Annotated in this window: 17 protein-coding genes; 6 read left to right on the top strand and 11 right to left on the bottom strand. The window is 68.7% G+C overall.

Annotation, left to right across the window (positions count from 1 at the left end):
- Nucleotides 1-3 precede the first annotated feature (3 nt).
- The 3 genes from EPN51_RS11365 (at nucleotide 4) to EPN51_RS11355 (ending at nucleotide 2,579) form a co-directional block, all read left to right on the top strand.
- Nucleotides 4-1,473, top strand: a complete 1,470-nt coding sequence (locus tag EPN51_RS11365) for an aldehyde dehydrogenase (protein ID WP_293042314.1) — start codon at nucleotides 4-6, stop codon at nucleotides 1,471-1,473.
- A 297-nt stretch (nucleotides 1,474-1,770) separates the two neighbouring features.
- Nucleotides 1,771-1,902, top strand: a complete 132-nt coding sequence (locus EPN51_RS11360; RefSeq protein ID WP_293042125.1) for a hypothetical protein — start codon at nucleotides 1,771-1,773, stop codon at nucleotides 1,900-1,902.
- A gap of 89 nt (nucleotides 1,903-1,991) precedes the next feature.
- On the top strand, nucleotides 1,992-2,579 hold the full coding sequence (locus EPN51_RS11355; protein WP_293042312.1) for a TetR/AcrR family transcriptional regulator: 588 nt from the start codon (nucleotides 1,992-1,994) through the stop codon (nucleotides 2,577-2,579).
- Nucleotides 2,580-2,584: 5 nt separating this feature from the next.
- Here the strand turns inward: EPN51_RS11355 and EPN51_RS11350 are convergent, their stop codons facing one another.
- From EPN51_RS11350 to EPN51_RS11320, 7 genes are all read right to left on the bottom strand, one after another.
- A complete protein-coding gene (locus EPN51_RS11350) occupies nucleotides 2,585-2,881 on the bottom strand; it encodes a hypothetical protein (protein ID WP_293042122.1) in 297 nt (98 codons plus the stop codon).
- 20 nt (nucleotides 2,882-2,901) lie between these two features.
- Nucleotides 2,902-4,437: a long-chain fatty acid--CoA ligase gene (locus EPN51_RS11345; RefSeq protein WP_293042120.1), complete on the bottom strand. Its 1,536-nt coding sequence runs from the start codon at nucleotides 4,435-4,437 to the stop codon at nucleotides 2,902-2,904.
- 158 nt (nucleotides 4,438-4,595) lie between these two features.
- Complete coding sequence (locus EPN51_RS11340; RefSeq protein ID WP_293042118.1) at nucleotides 4,596-5,381, bottom strand: crotonase/enoyl-CoA hydratase family protein; 786 nt, start codon at nucleotides 5,379-5,381, stop codon at nucleotides 4,596-4,598.
- Between the two features lie 130 nt (nucleotides 5,382-5,511).
- A complete protein-coding gene (locus EPN51_RS11335; RefSeq protein WP_293042116.1) occupies nucleotides 5,512-6,921 on the bottom strand; it encodes a wax ester/triacylglycerol synthase family O-acyltransferase in 1,410 nt (469 codons plus the stop codon).
- A gap of 44 nt (nucleotides 6,922-6,965) precedes the next feature.
- A complete protein-coding gene (locus EPN51_RS11330) occupies nucleotides 6,966-8,171 on the bottom strand; it encodes an alpha/beta hydrolase (RefSeq protein ID WP_293042113.1) in 1,206 nt (401 codons plus the stop codon).
- Between the two features lie 168 nt (nucleotides 8,172-8,339).
- Complete coding sequence (locus tag EPN51_RS11325) at nucleotides 8,340-9,002, bottom strand: SAM-dependent methyltransferase (RefSeq protein WP_293042111.1); 663 nt, start codon at nucleotides 9,000-9,002, stop codon at nucleotides 8,340-8,342.
- 251 nt (nucleotides 9,003-9,253) lie between these two features.
- Nucleotides 9,254-10,087 (bottom strand): alpha/beta hydrolase, encoded by an 834-nt coding sequence (locus EPN51_RS11320; RefSeq protein ID WP_293042109.1) that lies wholly within the window; start codon nucleotides 10,085-10,087, stop codon nucleotides 9,254-9,256.
- A 50-nt stretch (nucleotides 10,088-10,137) separates the two neighbouring features.
- Here EPN51_RS11320 and EPN51_RS11315 point away from each other — a divergent pair, with 50 nt between their 5' ends.
- Nucleotides 10,138-11,037 carry an alpha/beta hydrolase gene (locus EPN51_RS11315; RefSeq protein WP_293042108.1) on the top strand — a complete coding sequence of 300 codons (900 nt, stop codon included), beginning with the start codon at nucleotides 10,138-10,140 and terminating at the stop codon, nucleotides 11,035-11,037.
- Nucleotides 11,038-11,044: 7 nt separating this feature from the next.
- On the opposite strand, the gene EPN51_RS11310 is transcribed toward EPN51_RS11315, so the two are convergent.
- The 3 genes from EPN51_RS11310 to EPN51_RS11300 are packed head-to-tail and all read right to left on the bottom strand — an operon-like array spanning nucleotide 11,045 to nucleotide 14,582.
- Nucleotides 11,045-12,358, bottom strand: a complete 1,314-nt coding sequence (locus EPN51_RS11310; RefSeq protein ID WP_293042105.1) for an amidohydrolase family protein — start codon at nucleotides 12,356-12,358, stop codon at nucleotides 11,045-11,047.
- A complete protein-coding gene (locus EPN51_RS11305) occupies nucleotides 12,352-13,542 on the bottom strand; it encodes a CoA transferase (protein ID WP_293042103.1) in 1,191 nt (396 codons plus the stop codon). Before EPN51_RS11305 ends, EPN51_RS11310 begins: the two co-directional genes overlap by 7 nt.
- A gap of 23 nt (nucleotides 13,543-13,565) precedes the next feature.
- Complete coding sequence (locus tag EPN51_RS11300) at nucleotides 13,566-14,582, bottom strand: MaoC family dehydratase (RefSeq protein ID WP_293042100.1); 1,017 nt, start codon at nucleotides 14,580-14,582, stop codon at nucleotides 13,566-13,568.
- Nucleotides 14,583-14,716: 134 nt separating this feature from the next.
- On the opposite strand from EPN51_RS11300, the gene EPN51_RS11295 reads away from it, so the two are divergent.
- Both EPN51_RS11295 and EPN51_RS11290 read left to right on the top strand, forming a co-directional pair.
- Nucleotides 14,717-15,862, top strand: coding sequence for an acyl-CoA dehydrogenase family protein (locus EPN51_RS11295; protein ID WP_293042097.1), 1,146 nt, complete (start codon nucleotides 14,717-14,719; stop codon nucleotides 15,860-15,862).
- Nucleotides 15,863-15,947: 85 nt separating this feature from the next.
- A complete protein-coding gene (locus EPN51_RS11290; RefSeq protein WP_293042095.1) occupies nucleotides 15,948-16,418 on the top strand; it encodes a CD225/dispanin family protein in 471 nt (156 codons plus the stop codon).
- Nucleotides 16,419-16,464: 46 nt separating this feature from the next.
- Here the strand turns inward: EPN51_RS11290 and EPN51_RS11285 are convergent, their stop codons facing one another.
- Complete coding sequence (locus EPN51_RS11285; protein WP_293042092.1) at nucleotides 16,465-17,838, bottom strand: HNH endonuclease signature motif containing protein; 1,374 nt, start codon at nucleotides 17,836-17,838, stop codon at nucleotides 16,465-16,467.
- Between the last annotated feature and the right edge of the window lie 234 nt (nucleotides 17,839-18,072).

Here is an 18,072-nt window from a genome sequence, read left to right as displayed (position 1 = left end):
AAGATGACCGACATCAAGACCGAATACGACAAGCTTTTCATCGGCGGCAAGTGGACGGAGCCGTCCACCTCTGAGGTGATCGAGGTGCGTTGTCCGGCCACCGGCGAGTACTTCGGCAAGGCGCCGATGGCGGCGGCGGCGGACGTCGACGCCGCGGTCGCCGCGGCCCGTGCCGCATTCGACAACGGCCCCTGGCCCACGACGCCGCCGAAGGAACGCGCGGCCGTCATCGCCAACGCGGTCAAGCTGATGGAGGAGCGCAAGGAGCTGCTGAGCGCTCTGCTCGCCGGGGAGACCGGCCAGCCGCCGACGACCATCGAGACGATGCACTGGATGGGCTCGATGGGCGCGATGAACTTCTTCGCCGGCCCCGCCGTCGACCAGGTCAAGTGGCGGGAGATCCGCAACGGCTCCTACGGGCAGACCATCGTGCACCGCGAGCCGATCGGCGTGGTGGGCGCGATCGTCGCCTGGAACGTGCCGCTGTTCTTGGCGGTCAACAAGCTGGGCCCCGCGCTGCTGGCCGGCTGCACCGTCGTGCTCAAGCCGGCCGCCGAAACCCCGCTGACCACAAACGCTTTGGCGGAGATCTTCGCCGAGGCCGGCCTGCCCGAGGGTGTGCTGTCGGTGGTGCCCGGCGGTATCGAGACCGGTCAGGCGCTCACTTCGAACCCCGACGTCGACCTGTTCACCTTCACCGGCAGCTCGGGCGTCGGCAAGGAGATCGGCCGGCGCGCCGCGGAAATGCTCAAGCCGTGCACGCTGGAGCTCGGCGGTAAGTCGGCGGCCATCGTCCTCGAGGACGTCGACCTGGCGTCGGCGATCCCGATGCTGGTGTTCTCCGGGATCATGAACACCGGGCAGGCCTGCGTCGGCCAGACCCGCATCCTGGCGCCACGCTCGCGCTACGACGAAATCGTCAACGCCGTAAGCGAATTCGTGCAGGCCCTGCCGGTCGGAGGACCGTCGGACCCGGCCGCCCAGATCGGTTCGCTGATCTCGGAGAAGCAGCGCGCCCGCGTCGAGGGCTACATCGCCAAGGGCATCGAGGAGGGCGCCCGGCTGGTCTGTGGCGGCGGCCGTCCCGAGGGCCTGGACAATGGATTCTTCGTGCAGCCCACGGTGTTCGCCGACGTCGACAACAAGATGACGATCGCCCAGGAGGAGATCTTCGGGCCGGTGCTGAGCATCATTCCGTTCGACACCGAGGAGGACGCGATCAAGATCGCCAACGACTCAGCCTACGGCCTGGCCGGCAGCGTGTGGACCACCGACATCCCCAAGGGCATCGAGATCTCGGAGAAGATCCGCACCGGGACCTACGCCATCAACTGGTATGCGTTCGACCCGTGCTGCCCGTTCGGCGGCTACAAGAATTCCGGCATCGGCCGCGAGAACGGCCCGGAGGGCGTCGAGCACTTCACGCAGCAGAAGAGCGTGCTGATGCCGATGGGCTACACCGTCGACGCCTAGGCACTGCGCGCGCCGAACGTGCGCTCACGGCGAAATTCCCGTCTTAGCTTTTTCGCCGTGAGGGCACGTTCGGCGTCTTGCCAGTGGTGACCGCGCGCCCGGGGAACCGAGCCCTCTCGATTATGTAATAGAGCATATTTTTCGCGGATTTTCGCTGCCGTCAATGCGGTGGGCGGCACGGCGACCGGCCGGTATCTGCGGCTTACGTCACATCGCGCCCGAGAAATTGCTTAATTTACGGATGTCTTATATGGTTCATAGCATAATCAAGGGCCGCACACAGGCCGGGAGAACACCATGTGGATCATTGAGCTCAACGTCGCCGGCTATCAATTCACCCGCGAGATGCCAGACTTGCGGCGCCGGACATTCCGCTTCAGCCCGCGCCATATGCACTGGCCGGCGGCGCGGCATTCGCCGGTTGCGTGACGCCGTCCCCAGGAGGTACGACAGTGCCGACGAGCGGTGAAGCCACCAAGGAGCAGGCCCCGACAAAGCGTGGCGGCACGCGGACAAAGATGCTGGCCAGCGCCGCTGAGGTGATGCGTGAGCGCGGAGCGGCGGGCCTGACCATCGACGCGGTGCTCGCCCGCAGCGGCGCCCCGCGTGGCTCGGTCTACTACCACTTTCCCGACGGGCGCAATCAGATCCTGACCGAAGCGCTGCGCTACTCGGGCGACTCCATCACCGCCATGATCGACGACGCCGCCGGGCGGGGCGCCCGGGCGTTGTTACAGGAGTTCATCGGCTTCTGGGAGCGGCTGCTCACCGACGGCGGCTTCACCGCCGGCTGCCCGGTCGTGGCGGCGGCGATCGGCTGTTCCGACGGCGATGGTCCCAAGCTTTCCACCGAGGCCGGCGCCATCCTGGGCCGCTGGTGCACCGCGCTCACCAGCGCGTTCGTCAACGACGGCTTCGACGACGCCGATGCCGCGTCGCTGGCCGTGACGTCGATCGCCGCGCTGGAGGGCGGTATCGTGCTCTCCCGCTCGACCCGCAACGCGGGCCCACTACACCAAGTTGGCGAGCAGCTCGAATTCCTGATCAAGGCAAGAGAATTCGTTGTCCGGAACAAAATTCCGGGCAAGCATGACGGCTCGCGGTGACCTTCTCAGTCGCTGGCGGGTAGCGGCTTGACCTCTTTGAGGTGCAGCGCGGTCTGGCCGATGCTCAGGCTCCCCGCGCCCGGCTTGGTCACCAGCACCTCGGCGCCGGCTTCGTCGACGTAGCGCTTGCCCATGACCGTGCCGTCGGAGAACGACGGGTCCAATTCGCCCGAGCGATCGGCGCCCACCGGCACCATCGGCACACCGCCACACCGCAGGTCATCGAGGCTGTCGGCGCTTCTGACGACGATCACCTGCGTGTCGCATACCTGGCTGGCGAGCCGAGTTCCGTTCTTGACCATTGATTTCCGTCCTTGATCGCTTACTGCTGGGCCGTCCGACGCGCAATCGGAGTGAGGGTCTGGATGATCTCCCGGCGCAAGACCTTGCCGGTGGCGGTGGTGGGCAGCTCGTCGCGAAACACTACCTCGTCGGGAGTGCGTGATCCGCGCAAACTCTTGCGGACGAACTCACGCAGTTCTTCGGGGTCGGGGGCGACGCCCGCCGCCGGCACCACCACCGCGACGATCGCCTGGCCCCACTGCGGGTCCTCGACACCGACCACGGCGACGTCGCGCACGTGGGGGTGCTCGACCAGGACCTCTTCCAGCTCGGCCGGCGCGATGTTCTCCCCGCCGCGGATGATGGTGTCGTCGCTGCGCCCGCCGATGAACAGGTAGCCCTCGTCGTCGAGCATCGCGATGTCCTTGGTGGGAAACCAGCCGTTCTCGTCGAGCACCGAGCCGATCCCGGTGTAGCGGCCCGAGACCTGCTCGCCCCGCACGAACAACTCGCCGGTTTCGCCCGGCGGCAACACATTTCCGGCCTCGTCGCGGATCTGCAGCTCGATGCCCGCCACCGCTTGCCCGACCGACCCCAACCGCCTCGCCCAGCCTTTCTGGTCCGGCGCCTCCGCCGCCTGCGCCGCCTGCGCGGCCCGATGGTCGTCGGGAGTCAACACCGCGATCGTCGAGCTGGTCTCCGTCAGGCCGTAGGCGTTGACGAAGCCCACGTTGGGCAGCAGCTCGAGGGCTCGGCGGACCAGCGGTAAGCCGACCTTGGAGCCGCCGTAGGCCAGGTTGCGCAGCGACGGCAGCTCGACGGCCGCCCCGTCGCCGTTCTCCAGCACGGTGACGACCCGGTCGAGCATGGTCGGCACCACCGTCGCGGTGGTCACGTGCTCGGCGTTGATCAGCCGAACCCATTCCTGCGCATCGAAATTGGGCAGATACACCATCTTGCGGCCGGCATACAGATTCGACAGCGCGGCGCTGACCCCGGCGATGTGATAGGGCGGCACGCAGATCAGGGCGGCGTCGGTGTCGGAGGCCGCCCCGAATTCCACCGTCCCGGTGATGTAACTGGTCAGGTTGTTGTGCGAGAGTTCGACGGCCTTGGGCTGCGAGGTGGTGCCCGAGGTGAACAGCACGACCGCGACCGAGTCCGGGTCGGGAAACTCCGCCGCGGGCTCGGCGGTGCGGCCCGCCTCGAGGAAGTCGTCGGACACCATCACCCGGTCCGACACCTCGCCGATCGCCTCCCGGTACCGGCTGTCGACGACCACCAGCGGCTCGGGCAGCCGCTCGATCAACGCCTGGATGCCCTCGGCGGAGAGCCGGTAGTTGATCGGCGTGAAGGCCACCCCGGCACGCGCCGCGGCGAAGATCAGCACCGGCAGCATCGCGCCACCGGTGCCCACGTAGACCAGGTGCTTGGCACCCGATGCCGCGACCACCCCCGCGCCGCCGTCGGCAAGATCGCTGAGCTGTTGCGTGGTCAGCCGCAAGTCCCCGGACACCACCGCCGTGCGCTCGGCGTCGCCCGACGCGGCCATCTCGAGCAGCAACGAAATGCTCATCCTCGATCTATCTCCGGTATCAACGCGTTACAAAGCTGGCCAAAAGTGTCATGCTCGACTGTAGTTTAGATCACGCCGGGAACGTGCGGCCCGGCACCGTCGAGGACAGCGAAGACCCTGCAGACACTCCGGCCGGGATCGAACCGCCCAGCGATGGATCAGGTGCCCGTCCACTTGGGTGGGCGCTTCTCCGCGAAGGCGATGGCGCCCTCCTTGGCGTCGTTGGAGGAGAACACCGGAGCCAGCAGCTTGTTCTGCTCGGCGAACATGGTCTCGGGGCTCCACCCGCGGGACTCGACGATGATCTGCTTGGTAGCGGCCACCGCCAGTGGCCCGTTCGCCGCAATCTTCTCGGCCAGTGCGATCGCCGCATCCAGCGCCGAGCCCGGGTCGGCCAGGACGTTGACCATGCCCAGCGCGTGCGCGCGCTCCGCGCTCAGGTTTTCACCGGTCAATGCCAGCTCCATGGCGATCGCGGACGGGATGCGCTGCGGCAGCCGCAGCAGCCCACCGCCCCCGGCGACCAGGCCCCGCTTGACCTCCGGGATGCCGAACGCGGAGTCCTTGGAGGCCACGATCAGGTCGGTGGCCAATGCCAGTTCGGTGCCGCCGGCCAGCGCGTAGCCCTCGACCGCCGCGATCAGCGGCTTGACCGGTGGGCGTTCGGTGAAGCCCATGCCGCGACCCTCGACGATGGGCAACTCGCCCCGGGCGAAGGCCTTGAGATCCATGCCCGCGCAGAACGAGCCGCCCGCCCCGGTGAGGATGCCCACCGAGAGCCCGGGTTCGTCGTCGAGCCGGTCGACGGCGGCGGCCAGGCCGTTGGCCACCGCGGAGTTGACCGCGTTCTTGGCCTTCGGCCGGTTGATCGTGATGATGAGGATCCGGTCCCGCTGTTCGACCAGGACTTCGGGTTCGTTGGCCTCTTGGTTTTCGCTGCTCACGGTGCCGCACGGCTCCTTCAGGTATCGGTGGCTCCTGTCGGACCGATGGTAGCGGTCGACGGGAATGGCGTTAACGTCCCGGAGAGATTCGGGTTACCGCCGGGCCCCGTTACCGACCGACCCGAGCCGATCAGGCCGGCGCCATCGCCGCGTCGATGGTGGTGAGGTTTTCCGAAATCCCTGCGGCCCTGCGTATTTCGATGAAGTCGTTGACCATGGCTTCGGTCACCTCGTGCGGGTCCTCGCACGTGGCCCCGTCGGTGAGCACCGAGATGTTGAGCTGATCGACATAACTCCACACGGTGATGTTGAGCCCGCTGCCGGCGGTCAACGGGCCCACCGAATAGATCTCGGTGACCAGCGCCCCGCCCACCCGGCCGCGCTCCCGCGGTCCGGGGACATTGGAGATGTTCAGGTTGAGGATCTTGTTGTGGCCGTCGCGGCCGGACGCCCACCGGAAGAAGGCCTGGGTGGGACCGGGTGGCATGTAGGCCGCCCACCGGCTGACCAGCTCCGGTCCCATCAACTGGTTACTTTCCTTGGCCGCGATGGCGTTCTCGTGGCTGCACCGCACCCGCTCCAGTGGATCGTCGGAATCGGTCGGTAAGCCCACCAGCACGCCGGTGAAACGATTGCCGGAGATCCGCTCGGGCGAGAAGTCGAAGCTCATCGGCACCGACGCCAGCAGCGGTACGGCCTGGCCGTCGTAGCGCAACAGCAAGGTGCGCAGCGCGCCGGTCGACATGGCCAGGACCATGTCGTTGATCGTCGCCCCCAGCCGCTTGCCGGTCTCCTTGACATCGGCCAACGCCAGCGTGGCGGTGGCAAACCGCCGCTCCGGGGTGATCTTGTGGTTCATGAAAGTCGGCGGCGGTTCGAACGGCCGCGTCAGTTCCGGGGAGAATTTGCGGGCGCTGCGGCGCACCCGGCCGACACCCTGCGCGGTGTAGCGGATGGTGTGCGGCAGCCGCCCGACGTGGCGCACGTGGTCGGCGAACGCCGAGGCCACGAGTTGCCGCGTGGTGGGCGGCGGGTCGCACAGGTACGGTCGGCCCTCCGGGCACGGCTGCAGGTCCATGCCGCGGGCCAACAAATTCGCCGACGCGACCCCGTCGGCGAGCGCGTGGTGAATTTTGCCGACCACCGCAATCCTGTTGTTGGCCAAGCCTTCCACGAAGTACATCTCCCACAGCGGGCGGCTGCGGTCGAGCGGGGTGCTGGCGATTTGCCCGATCGCCTCGTCCAGTTCGCGGCGGCCTCCGGGCGACGGCAACCGCCACGGGCGGATATGGTAGTCGAGGTCGACCTCGCAGTTCTCCCGCCACATCGGGTGGTGGAAGTCGAGCGGCACCTCGATGAGCTCGTAGCAGAACGGCTCGAGCTTGTTCAGCCGACCGCCGATGACTTCGCGAAACGCGTCGACGTCCAAGGAACGCCGATCGGCGTCCAGCTCGATCACGGCGGCTTTGATGGTATGCATGTGCACGTTCGGTGCTTCGCTGTACAGCAGCACCGAGTCCCAGCCGCTAAGCCTCTTCACCGCTGCCCCTTACCCATAGAGGGACAATACTCAGCGGCGCCAGCTCAGATAACCTCTTTTGCCGCGATCCGGGTCTTGGTGCGATAAACCTGGTTGAGGAACAGCGAGGCGACGTGGGCCGCGGCGCCGGCGCGCTCGCCGTCGATGAGGTCGTATCCGTGGCCCGCGCCGGGCAACTCCAGGTAGCCCACCGTCGAATGCGACACGGCCCGCAGGCGTTCGACGAAGCTGCGCGCCTGCTCGACGGGGATGACGCTGTCCTTGCTGCCGTGAATCACCAGGAACGGCGGCGCATTACGGTGCACGCGGGCGATCGGCGACGCGGCCCGGTAAACCTCGGGGTGACGGGCCATCGACTTTCGCACCACGACCCGCTCCAGGAAATCGACGAACCGGGCCCGCTCCGGCGTCGAGCGGTCCTCCCAGTCGTAGCGGCCGTAGATCCCGACGACCGCGTCCACCGACGTGTCCGCGCCCTCGGGCAGCTTCGCCCGATGCTGCGGGTCGTCGGGGGTCAGCCCGGCCAGCGCGCACAAGTGACCGCCGGCCGAACACCCCGCTATCGCAACGAAATTGCGGTCGCCGCCGAACTTGTCGACATTGGCGCGCGCCCACGCGACGGCGGTTTTGACGTCGACGATGTGGCGGGGCCAGCGGTGGTGCGGCGCGACGCGGTAGTCCACCGCCAGGCACACCCACCCCTGCTCGGCCAGCCGCGACATCAGGGCGGACCCCTGACCCATGCACTTGCCATGCACCCAGGCGCCGCCCGGCAGGAAGATGAGGACCGGCGCGGGTTGCGCGGGAAGGTCTTTGCGACGCCAGACGTCGAGCACCTGCGCGGGGTGGTCCCCGTAGTGGACGCCGCGGCGATACAGGTGGCGGCGCTGGCGCAGGCTGTCCCAAATCGGCGGTGTCCGTTCGGCCGCGGGCCAGTCCATCTCGAGGTCCGCCGCCGACACGACCCCCCGCAACGCCGCGAGGGAGACCTGCTGCGTGCTCTCCCGGTCCCGGCGCCGCACGTCGCCGATTCCCGGCGTGAACCAGTCCTTGGTGGCGGCGGAAATCGCCTCCGGCGCGTGCCGCGCACCCCACACACTCATCGCGGTGATGCCGCCCAGCGGCTCGAGGTGTTTGCCGACCACCGGCAGCGACGCCCCGGCCACGCTCAGCGCCAGCGCATAGTCGGCGGGACCGGCCCGCAGCAACCATTTCACCCACGGTGTGATGCCCCGTTGGTTCGCCGTCATGTCGGGAACTGTACCCCCGGGTAGGTCGCCGAAACCGACGTTTACCCAGAACCGGCCGTGGTTGCGATCACGCTTTGCCCGACGGTGTCGCTAAACGGGCTATTCACCCTGTTTGGAACATATTTGGCGGTTCGCTGCGCAAAGCAGATTTAGCTGCGTACGACACGCTCACACCGCCGCCAGGCTGGCGATCACCCGGTCGCCGATCAGGCGGACACCGGTCAGCGTGAGTCCCGCCTGCGCGGCCAGCGCGGCGGCGCTGTCCACCCCGACGGTCGCCCAGCGAAACCAGGGCCCGACCTCGCACGCCGACTCGAGGCGGACCCATCGCGACCGGATGCCGATGGTCTCGGCCTCGAATTCGGCGACGCAGCGGCCGCCACGGGCCAGCAGCTCGAAGGCGCGCCCGAGAATGCGCAGCGGGTCACCGCCGAGCCCGACATTGCCGTCGACCAGCAACACCGTCTGCCACAGGCCCATTCCGGGCAGCTCCTCGAACACGTCGCCCAACAGGGCCGGCGCGCCGCCGCGGCCCGCCAGCTGGATCGCGGTCGCGGACCGGTCGATACCGAGCGCGGGTATGCCCCGCTGGATCAGCCTCGCCACCAACCGTCCCGGACCGCAGCCCAGCTCGATGGTCGGCCCGGTGCACAGCCGCGTGACGGCTTCGTCGAAAACCTCGTCGAAGGCGTCACCGGATACGTCTGAGCCGTTCGGGGGACATCGCACACCCAGCCAGCGGTGTGCCGGCAGCGGCCGCAGTTCGCCGTCGTCATGGCGGATCCAACATCGCTCCCCGCCAAGTGCCCGATCGTAAAGTTGCCCCAGCATGTCACGTCCCTCGCGTCGCGGCCGATCGGGCGGCCTGCGGACGCTCGGCCCCATGCGGGACGTCGCGAACACGAGCCGGCAAACCCCAACAAGCTGACGGCAAGTACGTTCGCCAGCATTGCACCGATACCCCGATCGCGGCCCGGTTAATCCACTGCTTTACGGGCCCTGCGCGGGCCCGTTCGGGGCCACGTGGCGGCGGCCGTTTCGGTTCGACGGATGTGTCGCGGTGCGGCGCTGTGGGCGCGCCGTCATCCGAACAGGAACGACTCCAGCAGCTCGTTCACGCGGGCGGGGTCCTCCAGCGCCGCGAGGTGCGCGACCCCGTCGAGCACCGTGAACGACGCGGTGGGAATCGACTCGGCCATGGCCCGGGTTTCGGCCACCGGGAAGGTGGCGTCCTCGGCGCCGGCGACCACCAGCACCGGCGCCGTGACACGGCCCAGCAGGGCGTGCTGATCCGGCCGGGCCGAGACCACGCTGCGCACCGCCCAGCGGACCGAATCGGCGTCCACCGCCGCCACGTTCGCCCGCACGGTATCGACGACATCCGGGCGGGTGCGCAGCGTGGTCGGCCCCAGGAAGGCGCGAATGCTCGAGCGCGTCAGCGGCCCCCGGATGCCGCCGAGCATTCGCGCCAGCCACAGCATGGCCGCATACTGCACCTTTTGCGCGACACCAGCTTTGGACGCCGTGCAATTCATCAGCACCGCGCGATCGAGCCGGTCCGGGTGCAGCGCGGCGAAGGTGCCGCCGATCATCCCGCCCCAGGAATTGCCCACGAAGTGGGCCCGATCGATGCCGAGCCCGTCCAGCAGGTCGACCACGCAGCGCGCGCAGTCAGGAAAGCTGAACGACGCGCGCAGCGGCGTGCTGCCGCCGTGGCCGGGCGGATCGATGAGCACCAGGCGATGGCTGTCGCCGAAGCGGGCGGCCTGGCCGGCCCACAGGTCGCCCGTCATCAGCAGGCTCGGCCACAGCAGGATGGCGGGCCCGGGTCCCTCGCTCACCTGGACCCTGAGCGTGCCGAGGGTGGTGTCGACGAACCGCGCCGCAAGCTGGGGCACGCTGCCTCCCGATGTCATGAATGACAGATAGCGGTCCTTTGATTCTCCCCGTCGGTGATACTTGATCGGTGCCGAACAACGATGTTCACCCCGACCTGCGACGAATTGCCCGTTTCGCCCCCCGGCGGCTCGTCGGCCCCAGGAGCTTGCCGATCATGCGGGCGTTGATGCCGCTGCGTAGCCGCCTCGGCAAGCCCGTCCGCGACGTCGAGGTGATCACGCTGAATTCGGGGACCGGCGTCCGGCTGTACCGGCCCGTCGGCGTCAGCGAGCCGGCGCCCGCGCTGCTGTGGATCCATGGCGGCGGATACGTGATCGGCGACGCCCGGCAGGACGACCGGTTGTGCAGCGGGTTCAGCAGGCGGCTGGGCATCACCGTCGCATCGGTGGAATACCGCCTGGCGCCCGAACATCCGTATCCGGCGCCGCTGGAAGACTGCTATTCCGCGTTGACCTGGCTGGCCGGACTGCCGTCGGTGGACCGGTACCGGGTTGCCATCGGGGGCGCCAGTGCCGGCGGCGGCCTTGCGGCGGCCCTGGCCCTGCTGGCCCGCGACCGCGCCGAGGTGAGCCCCTCGTTCCAGCTGTTGACCTATCCCATGCTCGACGACCGAAGTTCGGCCACCGCGCCCAGCGCGAACTACCGGCTGTGGGACAACCGCAGCAATCGATTCGGCTGGGCCGCATACCTGGGCAGCGCGGACCCGCAGGTCGCCGTGCCCGCACGGCGCGACGACCTGAGCGGACTGCCGCCGGCGTGGATCGGTGTGGGCACGCACGACCTGTTCCACGACGAAGACCTGGCCTACGCCGAACGGCTGAGGGCAGCCGGGGTGCCATGCCAGGTCGAGATCATTCCGGGCGCCTTCCACGGATTCGATCTGATCGCACCGAAACTGCAAGTGTCGCAACAGTTTTTCGACAGCCAATGCGATATTCTGCGCTCGGCGCTCACCCCGGCTCCCTGATCGCCGGTCACATCCCGAAGTAGACCAGCTCACCGCCGATGACGGTGGCCGCCACCATGCCGGCGTCGAGTTCGGCCAGCGCCGTCGCCGGTGGCTCACTGAGCACGCACAGGTCCCCGGGCTGCCCGGTATGCACGGCGCGCACCCGGTCCGGCTGATCCGGCCGGCCCAGAAACATCGCCAAAGCCGCTGACGCCGAGACACATTCGCCGCCACCCAGGACGGCACCGCTCGGTGTGGTGCGGTGCACCGCGGCGCGCATCGCCGTCCACGGGTCGCCGTGGCCGAACGGCATGTCGGTGGACAGCGCGACCGGGACCCCCGCGTTGCGCAGCGCGGCGACGCGCCACAGCTGATCGTGCTCGTCGGCGGGAACCTCGGCGAGGTATTGGTCGCCGCGCTCGACGACGAAGTTGGGCTGTGTGACCACCGTGATCTGGAGGTCGGCCAGGTCGGCCAAGTTCTCGTCGGGCACCACCGCGGCGTGCTCGATACGGTCTTGCGGGTGGCCACCGGCCGCGCGCAGGGCCGCGATGGTCACCACCAGCTGGGCGGCGGTGACGCAGTGCACGGCGACCGCCTGCCCCGTGTTGTGCTGCCGGACAATCCATTCCGTGAGGTCATCGAGGTCAAGGCGGTCGTCGTACAGAATTTTCTTGCCCGGGGACAAAAAGCTGAGACGCGGCCGAAACTCGCCGCGGCCGTGTGCCGCGGACAGCGAGGCCATGTCGTCGGCGTCGAGATCGGGGGTGGCGTCGGTGACGCCGGTGACGCCGGTCGCGGTGATGCGGCGGCTGAGTTCGGCGAGGTCGGTTTCGCGTCGGTCCAGCGCCTGCGACCACCCGCGGTCGGCGCTGCGCAGGCGCCCGTCGGGGTGTTCGGCCAAGCCGACCCGGCCCAGCGCCTCGGAGTTGAGGATCCACAGCGCGCCGCTGCGGTGCTGGATGCGCACCGGAACGTTGCGGACCATCGCGTCCAGCGCGGTCCGGTCGAGTTCTCCGGCGACCGAATCGTGGTAGCCGACAGCGCGAATCCACCCGTCGGGTCCCGGTGTGGCGTTCGCCAGCAATTGGGTGAGCTGTGATTCGGTGCTGACCCCGGGCGGCCCGACGAAAAACGAATCCAGCGCCGAGGCCGCCGAGCGCAGGTGCACGTGGTGGTCGTGCAGCCCGGGCAGCACGGTTCCGCCGCGCGCGTAGAGCACACCCTCCCCCGCCCTGGGGGTCAGACCCTCATCCGGAGGCGCCATCTCCTCGATCTGCGCGCCCACCCGGATGTCGGTCACCGTCCCGTCCAGCAGGGTTGCCCGCTGAATCAGCATGGCAGGCAACGCCTTTGGCCGACCAGCTGGCGCACGGCCCCGTTGTCGGCGCCGGGCCCGGACGCCGGCCGCGATGCCGGCGGCGCCGGCGGGGCCGACACGGGAGCCGGCGAGACCGACGGCTCGATCGGCAACGCCGCGTAGGTCGCGGCGACGGCCGCCATGGACAGGGCGATCAGCTCACCGCCGCCCCGGGCCAGGGATTCCGCCACCGCCCACGCCGCCTGCAGCCCGGTCAGCGGGTCGGCGATGGCGTCGCCGCAGAACACCGGCCCCTCGGCGCTGGTCCCCACCAGGCCGCCGCCCACCGCGGCGTCGTCCCCGAATCCCGGCCTGCGTCCGTCATAACCGGTGACTTGCAACCAGATTCGGCCAGGCCGCGGTGCGACGTCGTCCGGCCCGAGGCCCCGGCGCGCCAGCGCCGCCGGGCGGGAGCCTTCGATGACGATGTCGCTGACGGCGAGCAGCTCGCGCAGTTCGTCGGTTTGGTTATCGAAATCGATTCCATAGCAAAGTTTTTCACTGTTCATCCAGTCGAAAAAGGAGCGGTCGCCGGCCCGGGTGCCATCCGGGCGCCGCGGGCTTTCCACCTTGACGACGGTCGCCCCGGCGCGGGCCAGCAGCTGCCCGCACAGCGGGCCCGCCCACATCGAGGACAGATCGGCCACCAGCAGACCCCGCGGCGCACGCGGCCCCGCCGGCGGTCCGGTTCGCCGTATGCGCGGCGGCGCGGCCGTCACCTCGCCCAGGCCACCCGCCGGGATGTCGAGCAGCGCCGCCCGCTCGACGATCCCGGACACCGCACGGGCGGCCGCCCACCGTTGCAGCACCGGCCACGGGTCGACGGGTACCTCGTCGACCTGCAGCAGCGCGGGGACGGCAGCGAGGTCGTCGGCGCGGGAGAGGGTGAGCGCGCACCAGCCGTCGCACGCCGCCAGCAAGCGGGTGGCCCCGCCCGGTGACACCCGGCCGGCGCGGGTCAACCCCAGCAGGGCGGCACGTCCGGTCAGCAGCCCGGCCGCGTCGACGCCGATGTCCCACCGGTCGGCGACGGCCCCGGCCACCTCGTGCGCACGGGACAGCACGCGGGCGCGGGAGAAGTCGGCGGGCCCGCCGGGCAGGCCGGTCAGGTATGCCAGCCCGCTACTTCCCCAGTCGGTTGCGGCCGAGCTCACGCCCCCCATTGTGCTCGTGGCGCACATCGGCGTCAGAACTGCAGCGCGCGAAACCGCCAGTCCAGCACCGGCCGGCCCGGCTCACCCGCCGCGTCGCCGGCCGCATACACCAGCGACCGCAGCCCCAGCACGCCGCCGTGATCGGTCGGCTCGGCGGATTCGACGTGCAGCTCGCTGTAGAGGGTGTCACCCTCGTGCACCGGACCGGTGTGATCGCACGACTCCCAACCCAGGACGGTCACCAGGTTGGGCAGCAGTCTGCTCGCCTGCGCGAGCGCCAGGCCGATGGTATGCCCGCCGTACACCAGCCGGCGCCCGCCGACCCGCGAATCATGATGGGTCGCAGCGATATTCAGGGTGAGCCGGGCGAGTTCGGGGGCGCTGCTGACGACGTCTGCGGTGCTGTGCAGCACCGAGCCCGCCAGGCCGGGATCGAAGTGCGGCCCGGGCACCTTGGTGCGGAAAACCTCGCCGTCCCATTGCGCGGCCGGATCGTGGGCCGGGCCGGGCACGTCGGCGCCGATCGTGGACAGATCGTCGTGCGGCGCGTTGTCTGGATGGAAATCCGGGCCGGCAGGCAGCATGCCGCAGCGGTAGAAGTCGAGCACCAACTGATCGGCCTGGTCGATCGTGATCATCCGAAGCGCCGCCAGACCCGTCGGGGCCCGGCCCGGCTTGGGCGAATTGGCCCGCAGCCCAACCACTTCGGTGCGGGTATAGAGGGAATCACCGATGATCGGGAACCGGTGAAACACCAGGCCGCGGTAAAACAGGTTGGCCTTGACCCGCTGCGTCACCAGCGTCGACTGCCCGATCGCCACGTCGCACACCAGCGCCGGGTGCGCCAGCGGCGCGGGCAGGCCGGTCACGGCCGTGCACAGGTCGGCGTCCAGCGCCAGGCGCAGCCGGTCTCCCACGATCGCCTGGTGCGCGCCCGCCAAGCCGGACGACAGCGTCGTCGATGGCGCCCAGTCGAACACCTGCCCCACCGAGAGGTCGTCGAAGTACGGTCCACCCTCGCGAATCCGCGCATACCCATCACTAGTCACAACGCCACATGCTGGCAGGCTGTGGAATCGGGGGTCAATCCGGATCAAGCCCCCAACGTCGGCTTGTTGGTGTCAATTCGCTGGTTTTTGCTCATCAAGTCGACGTTCGGCGCAAATCGGTGAGGTGCTCACAGGTGAATGACGAAGAGGACATGCTGGTCGCCACGGTGCGGGCGTTCGTCGACCGTGAGGTCAAACCGAGCGTTCGCGAGGTCGAACACGCCAATACCTATCCCGAGGCGTGGATCGAGCAGATGAAACGAATAGGCATCTACGGGCTGGCCGTGCCCGACGAATACGGCGGCTCGCCGGTGTCCATGCCGTGCTACGTGCGGGTCACCGAGGAACTGGCGCGCGGCTGGATGAGCCTGGCCGGTGCGATGGGCGGGCACACCGTGGTCGCCAAGCTGCTGACGCTGTTCGGCACCGAGGACCAGAAGCGGGCCTACCTGCCGCGGATGGCCAGCGGCGAGGTGCGCGCCACCATGGCGTTGACCGAGCCCGGTGGCGGATCGGATCTGCAGAACATGGCGACCACCGCGCTCAGCGACGACACGGGTGGACTGGTGATCAACGGTTCCAAGACCTGGATCAGCAACGCCCGCCGCTCCGGGCTGATCGCCCTGTTGTGCAAGACCGACCCGAACGCCAAGCCGCGCCACACGGGCATCTCGATCGTGCTCGTCGAGCACGGGCCGGGCCTGACGGTTTCCCGGGATCTGCCCAAGTTGGGTTACAAAGGCGTGGAGTCCTGCGAGCTGTCGTTCGACGGTTTCCGGGTACCGGAAACCGCGATACTGGGTGGCGTTGCGGGCGAAGGCTTTTCACAGATGATGAAGGGTCTCGAGACGGGGCGCATCCAGGTGGCCGCCCGCGCCCTCGGCGTGGCCACCGCCGCGCTCGAGGACGCGCTGGCCTACGCCCAGCAGCGGGAGAGCTTCGGGCAGCCGATCTGGCAGCACCAGTCGGTGGGCAACTACCTGGCCGACATGGCGACCAAACTCACCGCGGCGCGTCAGCTCACCCGCTATGCCGCCGAGCGCTACGACAGCGGCGAACGCTGCGACATGGAAGCCGGGATGGCCAAACTGTTCACCTCGGAGGTGGCGATGGAAATCGCGCTGAACGCGGTGCGAATCCACGGCGGCTACGGCTATTCCACCGAATACGACGTCGAACGCTACTTCCGTGACGCGCCCCTGATGATCGTCGGCGAGGGCACCAATGAGATCCAGCGCAATGTGATTGCCCGGCAACTGGTGACGCGGGGTGGGATCTGACCCGGCGTCGCCAATCTCGCGGCCCGAGAAAGAGGTTTGGGAGTATATTTACCTGACTTCTGAACCCAAGGGAAAGGCAGCCGCCATGAGTTATCCTCCCGCGCCGCCCGGAGGTTCGCCAGAATGGCCGGGTCAGCAACCGGAATGGCAAGGCCAGCAACCGGACTGGCGAGGCCAGCCGCCGCCGGGGTATCAGGCGCAGCAGCCACCGGGGTGGCCGGGCCAGCCACCGGGATGGCCACCGCCCCAGCCGGGCTGGCAGGGCCAGCAGGAGCCCGAGAACTATCTGGTCTGGGCGATCCTGTGCACGGTGCTGTGCTGCCTGCCGTTGGGGATCGTCTCGATCGTCTACTCCACCAAGGTCTCCGGGCTATGGGCGCAGGGCCGCTACGCCGAGGCGCACGAGGCGGCCAACAACGCCAAGAGGTGGGCGATCATCGGCGCGATCGTGGGCGCGGTCGCCGTGGTGATCGGCGTCGTGCTGTGGTTCGCCATGTTCGCAGCGATCGTTTCGTCCATCCCGTCGACGACCACCACCACCTATTCGGGCTTCTGAGCCGAGCGTCAATAGCCTGCGACGCCGAAGGCGCTCTGTCCCAACGTCAACCGGGGTCGTCGTCTCCGTCGTGTAGCAGTTTTTCGGGATGGTGGAAGGTGTTGGTGCGGGGTTGTCCCCGGTCGAGGTGTGGGGGTGGGATCCATTCGGTGTCGCCGCGGGAGTTTTTGCGGGTGCTCCAGCCGCCGGGCACGAGTATGCGGTGATGCGGGCCGCAGGCGAAGGTGAGGTTGTTGATGTCGGTGGTTCCGCAGGTGGCGTAGTCGGTGACATGGTGGACCTCGCAGTAGTAGCCCTTGACGTCGCAGCCCGGTGCGGTGCAGCCGCGGGCCATGCCGTACAACACGATTCGCTGCCCGGGGGAGGCGAGGCGTTTGGTGTGGTAGAGCGCCAGGGCTTTGCCCTTGTCGAAGATCGCCAGGTAATGATGCGCGTGGCGGCCCAGGCGGATCACATCGCTCATCGGCACGATGGTGCCCCCACCGGTCAGACCCCACCCGGCGGCGGCCTCCAGTTCGGCCAGGGTGGTGGTGACGATGATGGAGGCCGGTAACCCATTGTGCTGGCCGAGCTCGCCCGAGGCCAACAGTGCGCGCAGTGCCGCATTGACCGCGTCGTGGTTGCGTTGGCTCGCTGAGCGCGGGTCGCGGTCGATGGCGTCTTGGCTGGGTGCGCCATCGACACACGGGGTGTCATCGAGGGGGTTGCACATGCCCGGGGCGCCGAGTTTGGCGACGACGGCTTCCATGGTGGCGCGTAGTTCGGGGGTGATCAGGCCGCGCAGTTCCGACATGCCGTCGGGTTGCTGGCGACCCAGGGTCAGGGCGCGGTGGCGGGCCCGGTCCTCGTCGCGGTAGAGGCCGTCGGGGTTGAGGCAATCGGCCAGGGTGTAGGCCAAGCCGTCGAGTTCCTCGGGCCGGTGGTGGGCGGCGTGGCCGGCCAGGTCGGCTTCGACGCGCTCGCGGGTGCCCTGGTCGATCCAGCCGGGCAGGCGGCGGTAGAAGCGGCGGATCACCACGACGTGACCGGCGCCGAGTTCGCCGCGGCGTTGGGCGGCGGCGGTGGCGGCCAGCAACGGCGGCAACGGTTCACCGGTAAGGCCATGGCGTGGACCCAAATCGGCGGCCTCTTTGACGCGTCGGGCGGCCTCGGCGCGGCTGATCCTGAGCCGATCGGCTAGCGCGTGATCGAGCTTGCCGCCCAGTTCTTGAGTGCTGGCTTGGCGGGCAAGGTGATTGATCAACTGATGCTCTGGGACCGGCAGCCGCCGACGTACGCTTTCGCAGCGCTCCAAGAGCGCCAGGCACTCTCGGGGGGTCAACGCGTCGAAACACAGTGCCCCCACGCCCTCGATCGCGTCATCGAGGGCATCGAAGACCGCGGTGATCGCGTCCCGATCGATGATGGCGCCCGAACTCATACAGCGAAACTATCGGGGCCCACCGACAAGAACCGGCGCATTGTTACCCCTCAAACGACAGTGACACAAGGGATTTCGATATATGTTTTCGATATCCGTAATCTTGTCCACGGGACGCGGGAGGCGCGAGGCGCGAGGCGCGACGCGGAAGGCGGGACACGGGAGGCGAGGCGGGACGTGGGAGGCGGGACGTGGGATGCGGGACGTGGGATGCGGGACGTGGGATGCGGGACG

This window comes from Mycobacterium sp. (assembly GCF_004298145.1).
In the GTDB taxonomy this organism is placed as follows: domain Bacteria; phylum Actinomycetota; class Actinomycetes; order Mycobacteriales; family Mycobacteriaceae; genus Mycobacterium.
The sequence above is the reverse complement of the archived record's forward strand: the minus strand, read 5'-3'. Positions and strand labels throughout refer to the sequence as shown.